The organism is Leclercia sp. TB492 (assembly GCF_049974505.2).
In the GTDB taxonomy this organism is placed as follows: Bacteria; Pseudomonadota; Gammaproteobacteria; order Enterobacterales; family Enterobacteriaceae; genus Enterobacter; species Enterobacter adecarboxylatus_C.
On the sequence record NZ_CM127572.1, the window covers coordinates 4009428 to 4029345 of the forward strand.

Annotated in this window: 19 protein-coding genes and 1 tRNA gene; 16 read left to right on the forward strand and 4 right to left on the reverse strand. The window is 56.7% G+C overall.

Going from position 1 to position 19918, the window contains the following annotated elements; all coding sequences use genetic code 11:
• Positions 1 to 47: 47 nt before the first annotated feature.
• Positions 48 to 416, reverse strand: coding sequence for a bifunctional dihydroneopterin aldolase/7,8-dihydroneopterin epimerase (gene folB / locus ACP4QI_RS18960; protein WP_106995853.1), 369 nt, complete (start codon positions 414 to 416; stop codon positions 48 to 50).
• Between the two features lie 107 nt (positions 417 to 523).
• Here folB and plsY point away from each other — a divergent pair, with 107 nt between their 5' ends.
• From plsY to ureG, 10 genes are all read left to right on the forward strand, one after another.
• A complete protein-coding gene (plsY, locus tag ACP4QI_RS18965) occupies positions 524 to 1138 on the forward strand; it encodes a glycerol-3-phosphate 1-O-acyltransferase PlsY (protein WP_426495780.1) in 615 nt (204 codons plus the stop codon).
• Positions 1139 to 1257: 119 nt separating this feature from the next.
• Positions 1258 to 2724, forward strand: a complete 1467-nt coding sequence (locus ACP4QI_RS18970; protein WP_156264655.1) for an MFS transporter — start codon at positions 1258 to 1260, stop codon at positions 2722 to 2724.
• A gap of 677 nt (positions 2725 to 3401) precedes the next feature.
• The gene (locus tag ACP4QI_RS18975) at positions 3402 to 4229 is read left to right on the forward strand and encodes an urease accessory protein UreD (protein ID WP_426495779.1); all 828 of its coding nucleotides are present in this window, start codon (positions 3402 to 3404) and stop codon (positions 4227 to 4229) included.
• Positions 4230 to 4239: 10 nt separating this feature from the next.
• Positions 4240 to 4542 (forward strand): urease subunit gamma, encoded by a 303-nt coding sequence (locus ACP4QI_RS18980; protein WP_103822891.1) that lies wholly within the window; start codon positions 4240 to 4242, stop codon positions 4540 to 4542.
• Between the two features lie 9 nt (positions 4543 to 4551).
• Positions 4552 to 4866, forward strand: coding sequence for an urease subunit beta (locus tag ACP4QI_RS18985; RefSeq protein WP_142487135.1), 315 nt, complete (start codon positions 4552 to 4554; stop codon positions 4864 to 4866).
• Complete coding sequence (ureC, locus tag ACP4QI_RS18990; RefSeq protein ID WP_426495778.1) at positions 4859 to 6562, forward strand: urease subunit alpha; 1704 nt, start codon at positions 4859 to 4861, stop codon at positions 6560 to 6562. The genes ACP4QI_RS18985 and ureC overlap by 8 nt, the downstream gene beginning before the upstream one ends.
• 9 nt (positions 6563 to 6571) lie before the next feature.
• Positions 6572 to 7036 (forward strand): urease accessory protein UreE, encoded by a 465-nt coding sequence (ureE, locus tag ACP4QI_RS18995; RefSeq protein ID WP_426495777.1) that lies wholly within the window; start codon positions 6572 to 6574, stop codon positions 7034 to 7036.
• Positions 7037 to 7045: 9 nt separating this feature from the next.
• On the forward strand, positions 7046 to 7585 hold the full coding sequence (locus ACP4QI_RS19000; protein ID WP_142487138.1) for a HupE/UreJ family protein: 540 nt from the start codon (positions 7046 to 7048) through the stop codon (positions 7583 to 7585).
• Positions 7585 to 8256 (forward strand): urease accessory protein UreF, encoded by a 672-nt coding sequence (locus ACP4QI_RS19005; protein WP_156264659.1) that lies wholly within the window; start codon positions 7585 to 7587, stop codon positions 8254 to 8256. Before ACP4QI_RS19000 ends, ACP4QI_RS19005 begins: the two co-directional genes overlap by 1 nt.
• Before the next feature lie 9 nt (positions 8257 to 8265).
• The gene (gene ureG / locus ACP4QI_RS19010) at positions 8266 to 8883 is read left to right on the forward strand and encodes an urease accessory protein UreG (RefSeq protein WP_142487140.1); all 618 of its coding nucleotides are present in this window, start codon (positions 8266 to 8268) and stop codon (positions 8881 to 8883) included.
• Between the two features lie 32 nt (positions 8884 to 8915).
• On the opposite strand, the gene ACP4QI_RS19015 is transcribed toward ureG, so the two are convergent.
• The gene (locus ACP4QI_RS19015; protein WP_142487141.1) at positions 8916 to 10895 is read right to left on the reverse strand and encodes a S8 family peptidase; all 1980 of its coding nucleotides are present in this window, start codon (positions 10893 to 10895) and stop codon (positions 8916 to 8918) included.
• Positions 10896 to 11253: 358 nt separating this feature from the next.
• Here ACP4QI_RS19015 and ACP4QI_RS19020 point away from each other — a divergent pair, with 358 nt between their 5' ends.
• Complete coding sequence (locus ACP4QI_RS19020; protein ID WP_156264662.1) at positions 11254 to 11925, forward strand: LuxR C-terminal-related transcriptional regulator; 672 nt, start codon at positions 11254 to 11256, stop codon at positions 11923 to 11925.
• Between the two features lie 17 nt (positions 11926 to 11942).
• Here the strand turns inward: ACP4QI_RS19020 and tsaD are convergent, their stop codons facing one another.
• Positions 11943 to 12956, reverse strand: coding sequence for a tRNA (adenosine(37)-N6)-threonylcarbamoyltransferase complex transferase subunit TsaD (tsaD, locus tag ACP4QI_RS19025; protein ID WP_156264663.1), 1014 nt, complete (start codon positions 12954 to 12956; stop codon positions 11943 to 11945).
• Positions 12957 to 13192: 236 nt separating this feature from the next.
• Here tsaD and rpsU point away from each other — a divergent pair, with 236 nt between their 5' ends.
• The 3 genes from rpsU to rpoD all read left to right on the forward strand — a co-directional run bounded on the left by rpsU (position 13193) and on the right by rpoD (position 17387).
• Positions 13193 to 13408, forward strand: coding sequence for a 30S ribosomal protein S21 (gene rpsU, locus ACP4QI_RS19030; protein ID WP_001144069.1), 216 nt, complete (start codon positions 13193 to 13195; stop codon positions 13406 to 13408).
• A gap of 236 nt (positions 13409 to 13644) precedes the next feature.
• Entirely contained in the window at positions 13645 to 15390 is a 1746-nt protein-coding gene (dnaG, locus tag ACP4QI_RS19035; protein ID WP_142487144.1) for a DNA primase, read from the forward strand.
• 149 nt (positions 15391 to 15539) lie between these two features.
• Complete coding sequence (gene rpoD, locus ACP4QI_RS19040; RefSeq protein WP_156264664.1) at positions 15540 to 17387, forward strand: RNA polymerase sigma factor RpoD; 1848 nt, start codon at positions 15540 to 15542, stop codon at positions 17385 to 17387.
• Positions 17388 to 17599: 212 nt separating this feature from the next.
• Here the strand turns inward: rpoD and mug are convergent, their stop codons facing one another.
• Positions 17600 to 18106, reverse strand: coding sequence for a G/U mismatch-specific DNA glycosylase (gene mug / locus ACP4QI_RS19045; RefSeq protein WP_106995868.1), 507 nt, complete (start codon positions 18104 to 18106; stop codon positions 17600 to 17602).
• Positions 18107 to 18231: 125 nt separating this feature from the next.
• Between mug and ACP4QI_RS19050 the strand changes: the two genes are divergently transcribed.
• Positions 18232 to 18307, forward strand: a tRNA-Ile gene (locus ACP4QI_RS19050).
• 365 nt (positions 18308 to 18672) lie between these two features.
• Positions 18673 to 19917, forward strand: coding sequence for a sensor histidine kinase (locus tag ACP4QI_RS19055; protein WP_285129113.1), 1245 nt, complete (start codon positions 18673 to 18675; stop codon positions 19915 to 19917).
• The last annotated feature ends 1 nt before the right edge of the window (position 19918 follow it).

Consider the following 19918-nt stretch of genomic DNA (forward strand, 5'->3'; position numbering starts at 1 on the left):
ACAGCTGTAAGACTGATTTAACAGGAATTGGTTTAACTATTATACCGTTAAATATTTCCTTTCAGATTTTGGCTACGCTCAATGATGACGCCCACATTGGCCGCCCGGGCTACCGCGCCCGGCTTGCTGACTTTGATGCGCACCCACGGGGAATTAAAGCGGCTGAGCAGCAGCTCCGCCACCTCTTCCGCCACGCGTTCCACCAGCGCAAAACGCTGACCTTCCACGTGGCTAATGACGGTTTCGCTGACGTCGGCATAACTGAGACAATCGTTCACATCATCGCTTTTCGCGGCGGCGACGTTATCCCAGCCCATTTCGATATCGAACACTAGCTTCTGTTCGATGGTTTGTTCCCAGTCATACACCCCGATAGTGGTGATTACCGAAAGTTGCTCTATAAATACTATATCCATCACGACCTGCCTGGTTTTTGGCTAAACCGGATACCACTCCCGGCGAATTATGCGTATTATCCACAGATGCTAAGTACAAAACGATATTTTCAAAACGGAACAGCGTTATGAGTGCAATCGCGCCTGGAATGATCCTCCTCGCCTACCTTTGCGGCTCAATTTCCAGCGCCATTCTGGTCTGCCGTATCGCCGGATTACCCGATCCACGCGAGAACGGCTCCGGGAATCCGGGGGCGACCAATGTACTACGAATTGGCGGCAAAGGAGCAGCCGTAGCGGTTCTGATTTTTGACGTCCTGAAAGGCATGCTTCCCGTCTGGGGCGCGTATGCGCTGGGCGTGACGCCACTCTGGCTGGGGCTGATTGCCATCGCTGCCTGCCTGGGCCATATCTGGCCGGTATTCTTCGGTTTCAAAGGCGGTAAAGGCGTGGCCACCGCATTCGGCGCCATTGCCCCTATTGGCTGGGATCTCACCGGCGTAATGGCCGGAACCTGGCTGCTCAGCGTGTTGCTCAGCGGCTACTCCTCTCTTGGCGCTATCGTCAGCGCGCTGATTGCCCCGTTTTACGTCTGGTGGTTCAAACCGCAGTTCACCTTCCCGGTGTCGATGCTCTCCTGCCTGATCCTGCTGCGTCATCATGACAATATCCAGCGCCTGTGGCGTCGTCAGGAGACCAAAATCTGGGCCAGGCTGAAGAGAAAGAAGAAAGATCCGCAGTAAGGCGACTCTGCCCCCCTTTCGCCTGCCCCCTTAGTTATGCCTTATAACCAAATGTGATTTAGATCGTTTTCTTGCGGTGAGTACTCTTTTTGTTCGTACAGCCAACACAACATAAGAAAATGACAGAGATCGCAGATCCAACCTCACTTGCAACGGCAGGAAAAACTCCCGACGGGGAGATCAAATGGGTCCGTAACGCAGCGGACGTCACCCAACTGGTTAATGAAGGCTCCCAGGGCCGGGCCAATGCGCGCATCGTCATCGGCATTGCGCTGGGCGGTATCTTCCTGGATGCCTACGACCTGGGCGCGCTGGCGTTCGGGATCAAAGACATTACCCGCGAGTTCAACCTTACGCCCGCAGGCACCGGCATGGTGGCCTCGGCGATCACCTTCGGCGCAATTGTCGGGGCGCTGATTGGCGGCTACCTGACGGATAAAATCGGTCGCTACCGGGTCTTTATGGCCGACATGGTGTTCTTTGTAGTCGCGGCCATCGCCTGCGCGTTTGCCCCGAACGAGTACGTGCTGGCAGGGGCGCGCTTTGTGATGGGCCTGGGCGTGGGGATCGACCTCCCCGTGGCGATGGCCTTCTTAAGCGAGTTCGCCAGGCTGAAAGGCCCCGGCAACAAAGCCGCCAGCGTCGCCATGTGGTGTCCCACCTGGTATGCCGCAATCAGCATCTCTTACCTGCTGGTGCTCTTCTTCTATGGCGTGCTGCCGGAGACGCACAGTGACTGGCTGTGGCGAATTATCCTCGGCTTCGGGGCGATCCCCGCGCTGGTGATCATTGCCATCCGCAGTAAGTACATGAGCGAATCGCCGGTGTGGGCGGCGAATCAGGGCAACCTGAAAGAGGCGGCCTCGATTCTGCGCAAGGCGTATAACATTAATGCCCACGTGCCGCAGGAGGCGCTCGATCAGCCCGCCCCGGTGGTGAACAAAGCCAGCTGGCGTAACTACCTGAATCTGTTCCGTGGGGTCTATCTGCGCCGCACTACGCTTGCCACGCTGCTGTCGGTTGTGTCGTCCTTCGCCTATAACGCCGTGGCCTTTGGCCTGCCGGTGATTATCTCCAGCTTCTTTGTGCAGTCGATGCTGACCACGATTCTGATCTCCCTGGCCCTGAACCTGCTGTTCGCCTTTGTCGGCGGCCTGCTGGCGGTGCGGCTGGTACCGCGTTTTGGCGCCTGGCGGATGTCGCTGGGGGGTTATAGCTGTCAGCTGATTGCCCTGCTGGTGCTGGCGATTATCGGTCGCCCGGAAGGCGCGGCGGAGGGGATCGCGGCGGTGGCGATGCTGGCCCTGTTCCTGTTCGGCCAGGGCTTTGGCCCGGGGGCGCATACGATGACCTTTGCCTCGCTCAGCTACCCGACCTCGCTGCGCGGTGTGGGTGTGGGGCTGAACCAGACGCTGATGCGCAGCAGCTCAACGCTGTCGCTGTTTATGTTCCCGCTGCTGGTGGCCTCGATGGATACGGCTGTGTTCTGGGTGATCGCCCTGGCGCCGCTGATTGGGTTGGTTTCGCTGCTGGCGATCCGCTGGGAGCCCTCCGGGTATGATATTGATGCGGAGGATTATCGGTGAGTTTCTCTTTTCAAGGAGTGGAATCGTTCCGTTCACTATCACTCCTCTGCTTTATGTATAACCCGCTGCGGTGAACGTGTTAAGGGGGCTGCCGCCGCCCCCTTAACAATCCCGGCTCCCGACAAAGAAAATCGCCGCTTCGCGGTGCCTTCGGCTTATTCCCTTCGGCTATCGGGTCGGGCGTGATCCTACATCCATGTAGGTCACGCCCTCTCGGCGCATCCATGCGCCTCGCCCCGGCCTGCGGTCAACGCCTCAGCGATTTTCAGCCGGACTTTCGCTCCCTCAACCTTCTCTGCAGTTTGAAAGTGGCACGGGTGTTGAGTCCCCGCTGAAATCGGCGAACCGGAGACCGGATGACAAGGGCTGGACGCCAGGGATGGCGGCCAGAGGCGAATCGAGACAGGATGTCGAGTTGAGCCGACCGCAGGCATCAGGTCGGGAGGTGAGCGTAGTGCGAAGCACCGATTTCGTCGCGGGGCCGCGGGGATTGCAAAGGGGGCGGCGGCGAGCCCCCTTTGCACGTTCACCGCAGATATGCGGAATGGGAGCAGAGGAGTGATAGTGAACGGAAAATTCCACCGTTACCAATCCATCCATAAGTGACTCATATGACAGCCTTCATTTCCGCCAGGGCATACTAAAAAACACCCCGATGGCGAGCAGATGGATGAAGCATGTCAGCAACTCAGATGGTTGATAAAACAGTAAAAGGCTGGCAGGCGTCGCTTGCTTTGCAGTTTTGTCACACCCCTGAAAAAACCCTCCTTCACGCTGCCCGTCACGTCGGTCCCCTTACCGTACAACGTCCGTTCTATCCCGAAGGCGAGACCTGCCACCTCTATCTGCTGCATCCGCCGGGCGGGATTGTTGGCGGGGATGAACTGACGATCGACATCCACCTTGAGGCCCGCAGCCATGCGCTGATCACCATGCCCGGCGCCAGCAAGTTCTATCGCAGCACTGGCGCGCTGGCGCGGCTGGATCAGCACTTAACGCTGGACGAAAACGCCATTCTGGAGTGGCTACCGCAGGACACCATTTTCTTCCCCGGCGCGAATGCCGCCCTGCGCTCGGTGTTTCATCTGCAGCGCAGCAGCACCCTGCTGGCCTGGGAGCTGTTTTGCCTCGGTCGCCCGGTGATCAATGAGCCCTTCAGCCACGGACGCATTGAGAGCCGCCTTGAAATCTGGCTCGAGGGCGAACCGCTGCTGATCGAGCGCCAGCATCTGGCGGACGGCGATCTGTCGCCGGTGGCGGAACACCCCTGGATCGGCACCCTGCTGTTTTATCCGGCAACCGAAACGCAGCTGGATGATGCCCGTGAGCTGTTGACCCCACTGAACGATTTTGCGGGCGCTACCCTCACCGACGGCCTGCTGTCGGTCCGTTTTCTGGCCCATGACAACCTGATTTGCCAGCAGGCGATGCGCGAGATCTGGCAACGCCTGCGCCCGCAGCTCACCGCCAAAGCCCCCTGCTCGCCCCGAATCTGGCACACCTGAGAGACGCACGATGGAACTGACCCCCAGAGAAAAAGACAAGCTGTTGTTGTTTACCGCCGCGCTGGTGGCCGAGCGCCGTCTCGCCCGCGGCGTAAAGCTCAATTACCCGGAATCGGTGGCCCTGATCAGCGCCTTCATTATGGAAGGCGCGCGCGACGGGCAGACGGTGGCGGAATTAATGGAAGCCGGTCGCCACGTTCTGACCCGCAGCCAGGTGATGGAGGGCGTGCCGGAGATGATCCCGGACATTCAGGTGGAGGCCACCTTCCCGGACGGCTCCAAGCTGGTCACCGTTCACAATCCGATCCTGTAAGGGGGGAGCATGATCCCAGGCGAATATCAGATACAACCCGGGCAGATCGTTATTAATGCCGGGCGCAACACGCTGACGACGATCGTCGAGAACCACGGGGATCGTCCGATCCAGGTCGGATCCCATTACCATTTTTACGAGGTGAACCCGGCCCTGAAGTTCGATCGTGAGCCCACCAAAGGTTACCGGCTGAATATTGCCGCGGGCACCGCCGTGCGCTTCGAGCCGGGGCAAAAGCGCGCCGTCACGCTGGTGCAGGTGGCGGGCGCGCAGCGCCTTGTCGGCTTTCGCGGCGCGGTGATGGGCGAGGTGGATCATGGCTGAGATCTCGCGTCAGGCCTATGCCGACATGTTTGGCCCCACCACCGGGGATAAGGTGCGGCTGGCCGATACCGAGCTATGGATCGAGGTGGAACAGGATCTGACGCTCTACGGCGAAGAGGTCAAATTCGGCGGCGGGAAGGTGATCCGCGACGGCATGGGCCAGGGGCAGATGACGGCGCAGGAGTGCGTGGATCTGGTGCTGACCAACGCGCTGATCGTCGATCACTGGGGGATCGTCAAAGCCGATATCGGCGTGAAGGACGGCCGGATCGTCGCCGTGGGCAAAGCCGGTAACCCGGATATTCAGCCCGGCGTAACCATCCCGATTGGCGCGGCCACCGAGGTGATCGCCGCCGAAGGCAAGATCGTCACCGCAGGCGGGGTCGATACCCATATCCACTGGATCTGCCCGCAGCAGGCGGAAGAGGCGCTGGTCTCCGGAGTTACCACCATGATCGGCGGCGGCACCGGACCTGCTGCCGGCACCCATGCCACCACCTGCACACCAGGACCCTGGTATATCGCGCGGATGCTCCAGGCCGCCGATACGCTGCCAGTGAATATCGGCCTGCTGGGAAAAGGCAATGGCTCCAACCCCGATGCCCTGCGCGAGCAGGTTGCCGCAGGGGCCATCGGCCTGAAAATTCATGAGGACTGGGGTTCAACGCCCGCAGCGATCGACTGCGCCCTGACGGTGGCGGATGAGATGGATATCCAGGTGGCGCTGCACAGCGACACCCTCAACGAGGCCGGGTTTGTCGAAGACACCCTGGCGGCTATCGCCGGGCGCACCATCCATACCTTCCACACCGAAGGGGCGGGCGGGGGCCATGCGCCGGATATCATCACCGCCTGCGCACACCCTAACATTCTGCCCTCTTCCACCAACCCGACCCTACCCTACACGGTCAACACCATCGACGAGCATCTGGACATGCTGATGGTCTGCCATCACCTCGACCCGGATATCGCTGAGGACGTGGCCTTTGCCGAATCGCGCATTCGTCGGGAGACCATCGCCGCCGAGGACGTGCTGCATGACATCGGCGCCTTCTCCCTCACCTCGTCGGATTCGCAGGCGATGGGCCGGGTGGGCGAAGTGATTATCCGTACCTGGCAGGTGGCGCACCGCATGAAGGTGCAGCGCGGCCCGCTGGCGGACGAGCGCGGCGATAACGATAACCTGCGGGTGAAGCGCTATATCGCCAAGTACACCATCAACCCGGCGCTGACCCACGGCATTGCCCACGAGGTCGGGTCGATTGAGGCCGGAAAGCTGGCGGATCTGGTGGTCTGGTCCCCAGCCTTCTTTGGCGTGAAGCCCGCCACCATCGTCAAAGGCGGGATGATCGCCTGCGCGCCGATGGGCGACATTAACGCCTCGATCCCCACCCCGCAGCCGGTGCACTACCGGCCGATGTTTGGCGCGCTGGGCGCCGCCCGTCATGCCACTCGCCTGACGTTTGTCTCGCAGGCCGCTGCCGACAACGGCATCCCGCAGGAGCTGAATTTGCAAAGCGCCATCGCGGTGGTCAAAGGCTGCCGGACGGTGAAAAAGGCCGACATGATCCACAACGGCCTGCAGCCGAACATTATCGTCGACGCGCAAACCTATGAGGTGCGCATCGACGGGGAACCGATCACCAGTGAGCCGGCAGAGATCCTGCCGATGGCGCAACGCTATTTTCTGTTCTGAGGAGGAATCATGATCACCTTAACCCAACGCCTTGACCATCCCCATGCCGTGACCGCCCGCGTGACGCTGCCGATTGATGTCCGGGTCAAGAGCCGTGCCCGCGTGGTGCTGGACGACGGGCGCGATGCCGGGCTGATACTGCCGCGCGGCCTGCTGCTGCGGGGCGGCGACCTGCTCGCCAGCGACGACGAGCGTGAGGTGGTGGAGGTCGTTGCCGCCGCCGAGCCGCTGTCGGTGGTGCGCTGCGACGATCCCTTCCTGCTGGCCCGCGCCTGCTATCACCTGGGCAACCGCCACGTGCCGCTGCAAATCTTGCCCGGCGAGCTGCGCTATCACCACGATCATGTCCTGGACGAGATGCTAAAGCTGTTCGATCTCGAGGTGACTTTCGCCAGCCTGCCTTTTGAGCCGGAAGCGGGCGCCTACGCCAGCGAAGGCCACTCCCATTCGCACTCTCACGCACATTCACATTAAGGATCCATCATGCGTAAGTTATTACCCCTGCTGCTGCTGGCCTTCTCCCTGCCCGCGCTGGCCCATCCGGGGCACGGCAGCGACAGTTTTCAGGCCGGCTTTTTCCATCCCCTGACCGGGCTGGATCATCTGCTGATGTTGACCGGCGCAGGCGTGCTCGCCGCCCTGAGCGGCCGCAGGCTGCTGATGCCCTTCGCCACCCTCGGGATGATGCTGACCGGCGCCGTCGCGGGCAGCCTGTTGGGGGGCTTTAGCGGCATGGAGATGCTGATTATCGCCTCGCTGGCGGTGTGCGGCGTGATGATGTTCAAAACCGAAAACCGTCTGCTGCTGGCCGTACCGGCGCTGGCGATGTTCCACGGCTGGGCCCACGGCGTCGAGATGGCAGGCCACAGCTTCTGGCTTTTCACCAGCGGCTTTATGCTCGCCAGCGCGGCGGTGCTGTGCGTCAGCTTTGCTGCCGGTATGCTGCTGCGCCGTCACGATGGGCTGCGTAAAACCTTCGGCGGCGGGCTGATCGCCTCCGCTCTGCTGGCGCTGATGAGCTGATGGAGCCCTCCCGCCAGCTGCGCCTGATGCAGCTCACCAGCAGCAGCCTGCCGGTGGGATCTTATACCTGGTCGCAGGGGCTGGAGTGGGCGGCGGAAGCGGGCTGGGTCACCACCCCGGCCGCGTTCAAAGCCTGGCAATGTCAGCAGATGGAGCAGAGCTTTTTCTGCGTCGATCTGCCGCTGTTTTCCCGTCTGTATCGCGCCTGCGAGCAGAACGATATCGCTGCCGCCTCGCGCTGGACGGCATACCTGCTGGCCTGCCGCGAGACTCGCGAACTTCGGGAAGAGGAGCGTAACCGCGGAGCGGCCTTCACCCGGCTGATCAAAAGCTGGGAGGCGGACTGCCCGCCCGACTGGCTGCCGCTGTTCTCGCAAAGCCAGCTGTGCGGCATGGCATGGCTCGGCGTGCGCTGGGGAATCGGCCTGCGCGAGTTGGCGTTAAGCCTCGGCTACAGCTGGATTGAGAGCGCGGTAATGGCGGGCGTCAAGCTGGTGCCCTTCGGCCAGCAGGCGGCCCAGCTGTTGATCATCGAACTCTGCGATCGCTTTGCCGACGGGCTGGAGCAGGCGCTTTTGCGCCGCGATGACCAGCTGGGGGCAGCCACGCCGCTCTCCGCCATCGCTTCGGCGCGTCATGAAACCCAATATTCACGGTTATTCCGTTCCTGAGGAGTCTCTATGTCTGAGTACAAACACCCCCTGCGCGTAGGCGTCGGCGGCCCGGTGGGGTCGGGCAAAACCGCCCTGCTGGAAGCCCTGTGTAAAGCGATGCGCGATCGGTATCAGCTGGCGGTGGTGACCAACGATATCTACACCAAAGAGGATCAGCGCATCCTCACCGAAGCGGGGGCACTCGAGCCGGAGCGCATTGTCGGGGTGGAAACCGGCGGCTGCCCGCACACTGCGATCCGCGAGGATGCCTCGATGAATCTGGCGGCAGTGGAAGCGTTAAGCGAGAAGTTCGGCAATCTGGACCTGATCTTTGTCGAGAGCGGCGGAGATAACCTGAGCGCCACCTTCAGCCCGGAGCTGGCGGATCTGACGATCTACGTGATCGACGTGGCGGAAGGGGAAAAGATCCCGCGTAAAGGCGGGCCGGGGATCACCAAATCCGATTTTCTGGTGATCAATAAAACCGATCTCGCCCCCTATGTCGGCGCATCGCTGGAGGTCATGGAGCGTGACACCAACCGGATGCGCGGCGAGCGTCCCTGGACCTTCACTAATCTGAAAGCGGGCGACGGGCTGGCAACGATTATTGGCTTCCTGGAAGAGAAAGGGATGCTGAAGATGTAAAAAAAGCCTGGCGTGACGCCAGGCTGTGGATGTTATTTACAGCTGTTGCCCGTTGCGCCCGGCTGACGCCACACGCCCCAGGTGCCGCCAGTGCCCGGGGTTTCCTGGCCCGGATTGACGTACCACTGATTCATCCAGATCTTGCCGTTATACGACACTTTCGTGCATTTGGTCGGATAGGCGATTTTTGCGTTATAGGCCGGGACATCCAGCGCTGGCGCTGCCGGTTTGCTGACCTTAATGGTCATGCTGTCCTGCGCGGTACGCCCGTCTTCGCCGGTAGTGGTCAGCGTATAGGTCACTTCACCTTCGGTATTGGCCGGGATCACCGCCCAGGCATGCGCACTGTTCACGCTGTTGACCAGCGAGCCGTTCAGCTTCTCCTGCAGCCAGAAGGTGCCGGCCCCTTTGGTGACGCTCCAGTTAAACGACTTCACGTTCAGGCTCTTACTGCCATCCAGCGGATAAGTGCTTACGCCGCTGGCAGGTGAAACCATGGTGTAGTCGGCACCTGCGGCTGCTGTCGGGGCTGGGGCGGTTTTGCCGCCATCCTTCAGGGCCAGGATCCGCGCGACCGCACGTTCCATATCAGGATGGGTTCCCACTTTAGCCGACTCTCCGTTCGCCAGCGAGGTGCCGGTGTCCTGGAGGATCTGACGCATCTGCACCGGGGTGACGGTGATACCGTTCGCTTTGGCAATCCCTGACAGGCTGGCCACGACGCCTGCAATGATAGGGTTGGCGGAGGAGGTGCCAGCGAAGGTGTTGGTATATTGCGCGTTTGCGGCATTATAAAGACTACCGTAGCCGGCAGTCACGACATCCCAGCACCCCCATGAGGAGCTGGTCACACGCGATCCGTAGGTGCTGAACGACGCTTTTTTGCCGTCTTTGGCGCAGAATGCTCCGGCAATGATGGCACCTGAATCGCGGGTATGAACGTCAAATTTCCCCTTAAACGCCGAATGGTCGAGGTTGATATTGCCATTCCCCGCGGCTTCTATGACGTACACGCCTTTGTCAGTCAGGGCCTTAATCACGTCGTAATAGCTTTGCACGTTTTCCTGCGGGACATAGCAGTCTTTAGTGGTACAACCGGTTATCTCCCCGCCGCCGGTTTGCATCCCGATCTGCACCACGTCGCCCGCTTTCAGCAAAGGGATCATGTTATAGAGGTTGTTATACTTCCAGTCTGAGAAGCCGACACGGCTTTTCCAGCTGAGACCACGCACCCCAGCGCCAATATCTTTGGCCGCCATAATCGCCACGGAAGCGGTATCGTGATCGTCGATGTACTTCGTATTTCCCTGGGTTAACGCAGGCGTCGGCAGATTTATGTGGTTCACATTCCAGATATCGTTTTCCATGGAAATAATGGTCACACCTTCGCCTGCATTACCCGGATATTGATTCACACTGTCACGGTTGACCCCGCCCATATAATATCCCTGGCGTTTGTCCGTTGGCGCTTTAGTGTAATATTGCAGATGACGGAAATCTGGCACCGTTGAGGCACCGACTGAACTTTGCACCGTGGATTTCAGCAACGGCTGGTTTTGTTCATTTCCAACATGATATTTATCCAGCGATACCGGCAGGCTTTCGGGATACACGATGTCGACATTGGGGTTTTGTTCCAGCTCCGCAATCATATTATTGATATAGGTTCTGTCGGTCGCTTTACTTTCCGGTAATTCAATACGCAGATAACGATCGAAACCGTACCGCGCATTAAGCTGGGCGAACTCATCGGATTGGGTGCTGCGCAGTTTGTTCGGACGGAACATGCTGGTCGGCACCAGCGATGGATCGCTCAGGGTCAGCTGGTTAGTCGTGGTGCTGGCGCTGGTCGTGCCGGTTGATTTCAAAAGCGGTTTGCTGGGCTTCAGTTTAACCACAATGGCGACATAAGATTCGCCGTTCTGAGCGAGTTCTACCTGCGGGGCCGTTTCTGCATAGGCTGAACAGGTGACGGCTGCGCAAATTAGCAGGGACAATATACTTTTTTTCATTTTAGCCAATATTCCATTAGGTCATAAATAAACACACATCCTTTTTTCAGCTTGAATTAAAAACGCCCCACCACCAATAAGAGCGCTCTGGCAAGAAAGCAAGAATTTTCCTGCCAAGACGTCAGGATGAAGGAATAATGAAATATAAAAGATGTCAATGACGACTGAGAATAAAATTAACTTAAATACCTGATGGAAAACTTTATTACCTACCTGCATCTCACTTAAAATAACCGCGCAAGGACACTTTATAATAAAAATGTTTATTCCAGCGCAACAGCAAAATAAACACATCCGGTAAAATTGCTTTTTATCTGAGCACATCAAAATAGTGCGGTAGCACGCAAAAGGAACCCCGATGACAATCAAGATTGCGATTGCGGATGAACACACCATTATTCGTCGGGGTGTGCGCGCCATGATCATGGACAACCATACGCATCTGACGGACACCCACTCCCCGCTTAACCTTTGCGTTACTGGCGAGGCGGCATCAACCAGCGAGCTGCTGAACCTGCTGGCACAGAATAAAATCGATATTTTGCTGCTGGGCTACACCCTCATCCAGTCGCTGAACGATATGGAGGGGCTGACGCTGGTGAAATGGTTAATGCATCACTACCCCACGCTAAAGGTCATTATGCTCTCGCCCGATACCAATCCGCTGATGATCCGCCTGGCGCTGGAGGCGGGTGCCAGGGCTTATCTCAGTCGGCATACGAATGAGAAAATCCTTGGCCAGGCGCTGCAATCGGTGATGAGCGGCGAGGTGTTTGTCGAGCGCACCCTGATGAATACCCTCTTTCAGAAAGGTAAAACCAGCAACGAGGCGCTCTCGCCACGGGAAACAGAAGTGCTGCGTTTGATTTGCAAAGGGTTAAGCCTGACGGATATTTCACGGCGTATGCATCTGAGCATCAAAACCGTGAGTGCGCATAAAATGCGGGCGATGGAGAAGCTGGGGGTGAAAAACGGCTGTCAGCTTTACTGTCTGTTAGCCAAAACCCGGATGTTCGATATCGTTATATGACATCCGGGCGTTTGCCATCAGGCGGCAGGCAGTTCAGCCAGCGGCCAGCGCGGACGAACGGAGACGCTCAAATCTGCCGTCGCGTCGGGCTTCAGACGCACCATCCCGGCGTAAGCGATCATCGCCCCGTTATCGGTGCAGAACTCCGGACGGGCATAGAACACTTCACCGCGACGCTTTTGCATCATCTCCGCCAGCTTCGCGCGCAGGGTACGGTTGGCGCTGACGCCACCCGCCATCACCAGACGCTTAAAGCCGGTCTGATCCAGGGCGCGCTTGCACTTGATCATCAGCGTATCCACCACCGCATCCTCAAAGGCACGGGCGATATCGGCGCGAGTCTGATCGTCGTTTTCATTATTACGGATGGTATTCGCCGCAAAGGTTTTCAGACCGGAGAAACTGAAATCGAGCCCCGGACGATCGGTCATCGGGCGCGGGAAGACGAAGCGCCCTTCCGTACCCTGCGACGCCATCTTCGACAGCATCGGGCCGCCAGGGTAATCGAGCCCCAGCAGCTTGGCGGTTTTGTCGAAGGCTTCACCCGCCGCATCGTCAATAGATTCGCCCAGCAGTTCATACTGACCGATTCCGGTGACGCCGATCAGCTGGGTATGGCCGCCGGAAACCAGCAGCGCCACGAACGGAAATGCCGGTGGATTGTCTTCCAGCATCGGCGCCAGCAGGTGCCCTTCCATATGGTGAACCGGGATCGCCGGCACATCCCACGCGAACGCCAGCGAACGCCCGATGGTCGCGCCCACCAGCAGCGCGCCGACCAGACCCGGACCGGCGGTGTAGGCCACGGCGTCGATATCTTTTGCCGTTAAGCCCGCCTCTTTCAGCGCCGCCTGAATCAATGGCACCGTTTTACGCACATGGTCGCGGGAGGCCAGCTCCGGCACCACGCCGCCGTAGTCAGCATGTAATTTCACCTGACTATACAGTTGGTTGGCGACCAGCCCTTTTTCATCGTCGTAAATTGCGATGCCGGTTTCATCGCAGGATGTTTCAATACCCAGTACACGCATGACTTGTTTTACCTCACTCAGATACCGCGCAGTGTAGAGCCTGGGCGGGTTGATGTAAAACTTTCCTCACCCCTGGAGTTCTCTTCGTGTATACTCCTCACCCTTATAAAAGTCCCTTTCAAAAACGGCCGCGGTGCTTTACAAAGCAGCAGCAATTGCAGTAAAATTCCGCACCATTTTGAAATAAGCTGGCGTTGATGCCAGCGGCAAACCGAATTTATAAAGGTGAGAGTTACATGCCGGTAATTAAAGTACGTGAAAACGAGCCGTTCGACGTAGCACTGCGTCGCTTCAAGCGTTCATGCGAGAAAGCAGGTGTTCTGGCTGAAGTTCGTCGTCGTGAGTTCTATGAAAAACCAACGACCGAACGTAAGCGCGCTAAAGCTTCTGCTGTGAAACGTCACGCGAAGAAACTGGCTCGCGAAAACGCACGCCGTACTCGTCTGTACTAATCTTTTGAGGACGCGCGTCCTCAATTGTCAGACAGAGTAGTAGTCGTAAGGCCGTGCTTCCGGAAGGAATGCGCGGCTTGTTTTCGTTTATGAATCAGGATTTACACAAAATCATTCACACTGTATCAAGGCGGCAAGTGAGTGAATCCCCGGAGCTTACTTAAGTAAGTGACAGGGGTGAACGAGCGCAGCCAACGCAGAGACAGTTTGAAGGATGAAGTGTAATCACGGGGCCTATGGCTGGACGAATCCCACGCGTATTTATCAATGATCTGCTGGCAAGAACCGACATCGTCGATCTTATCGACGCGCGGGTAAAGCTGAAGAAGCAGGGCAAAAACTACCATGCGTGCTGTCCATTCCATAACGAAAAAACCCCCTCTTTCACCGTAAACGGTGAAAAACAGTTCTACCACTGCTTCGGCTGTGGGGCGCACGGCAACGCCGTCGACTTTCTGATGAACTACGACAAGCTCGAGTTCGTTGAAACCGTCGAAGAGCTGGCTGCCATGCACAACCTTGAAGTGCCGTATGAAGCAGGCAGCGGGCCAAGCCAGATAGAGCGTCATCAACGACAAACGCTGTATCAGCTGATGGACGGCCTGAACGCATTTTATCAACAGTCTCTTAAGCAACCTGCCGCTGAGCCTGCGCGTCAATATTTGAACCAGCGCGGACTGAGCGACGATGTTATTGCGCGTTTCGCTATTGGTTACGCCCCTCCCGGCTGGGATAACGTGTTAAAGCGTTTTGGCGGCAATAGCGAAGATCGTAAATCCCTCATCGACGCGGGCATGCTGGTCACTAATGACAAGGGACGCAGCTATGACCGCTTCCGCGAACGGGTGATGTTCCCCATTCGCGACAAGCGTGGCCGGGTAATTGGTTTTGGTGGACGCGTGCTGGGCGATGCCCTGCCGAAATACCTTAACTCCCCGGAAACCGACATTTTCCATAAAGGCCGCCAGCTGTACGGCCTGTATGAAGCCCAGCAGGATAACGCTGAACCGCAGCGCCTGTTGGTGGTCGAAGGCTATATGGATGTGGTGGCGCTGGCGCAGTTCGACATTAACTATGCCGTTGCGTCTCTGGGCACCTCCACGACCGCCGACCATATTCAGCTGCTGTTTCGGGTGACCAACACCGTGGTCTGCTGTTACGACGGCGACCGGGCCGGGCGCGAAGCCGCCTGGCGCGCGCTGGAGACGGCACTGCCTTATATGACCGACGGGCGTCAGCTACGCTTTATGTTTCTGCCCGACGGCGAAGACCCGGATACGCTGGTGCGTAAAGAGGGCAAAGCGGCTTTTGAAGCGCGGATGGAGCAGGCTCAGCCGCTCTCCACGTTTCTGTTTAACAGCCTGATGCCGCAGGTGGATTTGAGCACCCCGGATGGCCGCGCCCAGCTGAGCACGCTGGCTTTGCCGCTGATTACTCAGGTGCCGGGCGAAACGTTGCGCATCTATCTGCGTCAGGAGCTGGGTAAAAAACTCGGCATTCTGGATGACAGTCAGCTTGAACGTTTAATGCCAAAGCTGGCGGAGAGCGGAGCGGCTCGCCCCGCGCCTCAGCTAAAACGCACAACCATGCGTATACTGATAGGACTGCTGGTGCAGAATCCGGAACTGGCACCGAAAGTGCCTTCCCTGGCAGGTCTGGACCATGAAAAGCTGCCGGGACTTGGCTTATTTGCAGAACTGGTCAACACTTGTCTCTCACAGCCAGGTCTGACCACCGGGCAACTTTTAGAGCACTATCGCGGAACAAAAGCGTCCGCAACCCTTGAAAAACTGTCGATGTGGGACGATATAGCAGATAAAGATATCGCTGAAGAGACCTTCACCGACTCGCTCAACCATATGTTTGATTCGATGCTTGAGCTACGGCTCTCTGAATTGATCGCCCGCTCGCGGACCCATGGGTTAACGCCAGCAGAACGCGAAGAGGTGCGTGTGATTACTGAAGCACGTGCCCGGAAATGAATTTAACGGCTTAAGTGCCGAATATCGTTCGGGTAGATCCCGACAGCCGCACTGAGAGGCAGCGGCAAAAATACAAGTACGCCCTCGCTTTAAAGGTTGGCAGCCGTATCGCCGACACCAATCAAACGAATAAGTGTGGATACCGTCTTATGGAGCAAAACCCGCAGTCACAGCTGAAACTTCTTGTCCAACGTGGTAAGGAGCAAGGCTATCTGACCTATGCCGAGGTCAATGACCATCTGCCGGAAGATATCGTCGACTCCGATCAGATCGAAGACATCATCCAAATGATCAATGACATGGGTATTCAGGTGATGGAAGAAGCCCCTGATGCCGATGATCTGTTGCTTGCTGAAAACTCAAACAACACCGATGAAGATGCAGAAGAAGCTGCTGCACAGGTTCTGTCGAGCGTTGAATCTGAAATCGGCCGCACGACGGACCCGGTACGCATGTACATGCGTGAAATGGGTACCGTTGAACTGTTGACCCGCGAAGGCGAAATTGACATCGCTAAACGTATCGAAGACGGGATCAACCAGGTTCAGTGTTCCGTTGCCGAATACCCTGAAGCCATCACCTATCTGCTCGAGCAGTACGATCGCGTGGAAGCAGAAGAAGCGCGTCTGTCCGATCTGATCACCGGCTTTGTCGATCCGAACGCGGAAGAAGACATGGCGCCAACGGCGACGCACGTCGGGTCTGAACTGTCTCAGGAAGAGATGGATGATGACGAAGACGAAGATGAAGAAGACGGCGACGACGACAGCAGCGACGATGACAACAGCATCGACCCTGAACTGGCGCGTGAGAAGTTCGGTGAGCTGCGTACGCAGTATGAAGTCACCCGCGACACCATTAAAGCCAAAGGCCGCAGCCACGCAGCCGCTCAGGAAGAGATCCTGAAGCTTTCTGAAGTGTTCAAACAGTTCCGTCTGGTGCCAAAACAGTTCGATTACCTGGTTAACAGCATGCGCGTCATGATGGACCGCGTCCGTACCCAGGAACGCATCATCATGAAAATGTGCGTTGAACAGTGCAAAATGCCGAAGAAGAACTTCATCACCCTGTTCACCGGCAACGAAACCAGCGAAACCTGGTTCAACGCGGCTATCGCGATGAACAAGCCATGGTCTGAAAAGCTGCGTGATGTGGCTGACGACGTCCATCGTGGCCTGCAGAAGCTGCAGCAGATTGAAGAAGAGACCGGCCTGACCATTGAGCAGGTAAAAGACATTAACCGTCGCATGTCCATCGGTGAAGCGAAAGCCCGCCGTGCGAAGAAAGAGATGGTTGAAGCGAACTTGCGTCTGGTTATCTCTATCGCCAAGAAATACACCAACCGTGGCCTGCAGTTCCTGGATCTGATTCAGGAAGGCAACATCGGTCTGATGAAAGCGGTTGATAAGTTCGAATACCGTCGTGGTTATAAGTTCTCCACCTACGCCACCTGGTGGATCCGTCAGGCAATTACCCGCTCTATCGCGGATCAGGCGCGCACCATCCGTATTCCGGTGCATATGATTGAGACCATCAACAAGCTCAACCGTATCTCCCGCCAGATGCTGCAGGAAATGGGCCGCGAGCCGACGCCAGAAGAGCTGGCCGAGCGCATGCTGATGCCGGAAGACAAGATCCGTAAGGTGCTGAAGATCGCCAAAGAGCCAATCTCCATGGAAACGCCAATCGGCGACGATGAAGATTCGCATCTGGGTGATTTCATCGAGGATACCACCCTCGAGCTGCCGCTGGACTCTGCGACCACCGAGAGCCTGCGTGCCGCCACGCACGACGTGCTGGCTGGCCTGACCGCCCGTGAAGCGAAAGTCCTGCGTATGCGTTTCGGTATCGACATGAACACCGACCACACGCTGGAAGAAGTGGGTAAACAGTTCGACGTTACCCGTGAACGTATCCGTCAGATCGAAGCGAAGGCGCTGCGTAAACTGCGCCATCCAAGCCGCTCTGAAGTGCTGCGTAGCTTCCTGGACGACTAAGCGTCCTGAACGTAAAAAGCTCCCTACGGGGAGCTTTTTTTTGGCTTTTTTCACTTCGCTCTGTGGCAGAGTGCTCCCTAAAAAACGCCCGGCGGCGCTTTGCTTGCACGGGCATACGGATCCCGTAGGCCGGGTAAGGCGTAGCCGCCATCCGGCAGTTCGCGCCTTCTCCCATAGAGAGGTCAGGCTGAGGGCATCAGCCAGCAAAGGAGCTAAAGCCCGCGCGTCACCAGCGCCTCATCCAGCTCCCGATACGCCTCCACTAGTTTCTCCACCGTCGCCCTGTTCAGCCCACTCGGATTAGGCAACACCCACACCTGGGTCACGCCGATGGTGATACTCTGCTTTCCCCACTGTACGCCCCGCTGGCTGAAAGCCTGCTCGTACGCCTGTTTACCCAGGATAGCCAGCGCTGCCGGCTGATAGTCCTCAATCTTCTTAATCAGTTCCCGCCCGCCGCTGCGCAGCTCATGCAGATTCACCTCGCTCGCCTGCACCGTCGGCCGCTCCACCAGCATAGTGATGCCGCAGCGCGTGTCCAGCAACTGTTGCTCCTCTTCCGGCTTCAGCAGCTTGTCGGTAAACCCGGCCTGGTAGATCACCTTCCAGAAGCGATTTCCGGGGTGAGCAAAATGAAAACCGGTATGGGCGGAGGACTTTCCCGGGTTGATGCCGCAGAACACCACCCTCAGGCCTGGCGCAAGGATGTCGTTGATCATGATTACTCCCGCTTAATGGTTCAGGCTCTAAGTATAAGAGATTGAAAATGGGTTGTTTATAAAAACAGCAGGCAGGTGGGTAGGTCTGGATTGCGGCGAGGAGTTACTTTATAATCCTCCGCCACGGCCCCTTAGCTCAGTGGTTAGAGCAGGCGACTCATAATCGCTTGGTCGCTGGTTCAAGTCCAGCAGGGGCCACCAGATACAGCAAGGGCTGGAGAGAAATCTCCGGCCCTTTTGCTTTGTATCGCTTCTGAATTCCTGACTGTAGCCTTATTTTTCCCTTACACGCGTGAGCAATCTCCTGACATCAGGATCGCCTTATTACCCATAATATCTCTCTCGCGTATTAGCGGCTTACATTAAAATAACCTCTAAACTGAACACATCCGATTGTTATTAAGATTAATCCAATATCCGGATAATTATCTATTTCCGTTACATTTGCCCAACATTATCGACATGATATTAACATGAATTTTAATACCATTTTTATTGCCGTGACCCATTTCAATATTTTCCTGCACCAGATCGTTTAGTTTTAAATATGCGACAGGACTTTAAAAATGCAGGCTGAAAGTATGATGACTCATTACAAGCTACATGAATTTTTGGACGTACAACGACTTCAGACTCTGCAGGATAACTTTTCAAAATCGATGATGATCGCGCTGGTCGTAGTGGATGAAAACGGCGTTCCCGTCACCAGGCCCAGCGGGTTTTCAGACTTCTGCGCGCGCTCGCGCCTCAACCCTAACCTGACTCATCACTGTTATGAAAGCGACAAAGCTGGCGGGCGTGCCGCAATGCAGGCGCGCGAGCCGGTGGTGTATCGCTGCTACTGCGGTTTTGTCGAGTTTGCCGTTCCTATCATGATTAACGATCATTACCTCGGGGCATTTATTTCCGGCCAGGTCAAAGTAGAAGAGGAAAAAGAGCGCAGCATTCCTTATATTTTGAATAACAATGAAATCTGGGAAGAAAATCCGTGGTTGATTAATTTGCATCAAAATACGCGCCGAATGAACTATGAGCGTTTTGAATCCACAGCATCAACGCTATTACACGTTTCGTCCTATCTGGTGGAACAGGCACACGCCAATAATATTCAACGTGAGTTGCGTAAAAAGGACCAGGAGTTAACGAATGAATTAAGAATCCGTGTTGAAATTGAACGTTCATTACATGAAGCAGAATTTAAAGCGCTCTCTTATCAGATCAACCCACACTTTTTATTTAATGTATTAAACACCATTGGTCGTCTGGCGTTTCTTGAAGATGCCCAGCGTACCGAAACCATGGTGCATGATTTTTCCGACATGATGCGCTACCTGCTACGCAAAAATAATCATGGGCTGATTACGCTGCGCAATGAGATGAATTACGTCAACAGCTATATGTCGATTCAAAAAGTGCGCATGAGCGACCGCTTCGATTATCGTTACGACATCCCCGAGAAATATCTGGATGTAGTCTGCCCCTTTTTGATCCTGCAACCGCTGGTAGAGAACTTCTTCAACTACGTAGTAGAACCACGCGACACCAGCAGCCATCTGCTGATCCGCGCCACCGATGACGGTCAGGATGTCATTATAGAGGTCACCGATAATGGCGACGGCATCTCTGCGAATGCCATCGATCAGATTTTATCCGGCGACCAAAATCTGCAAAAAGGCAGCATCGGCATCAACAACATAAAAAATAGATTAAAGCTGTTATTTGGTGAGAGCTATGGCCTGGAGATCATGAGCGCCCACAAGCCCAGGATGGGCACCACTATTAAACTGCGGTTCCCGATGCTGGAAGCCTGAT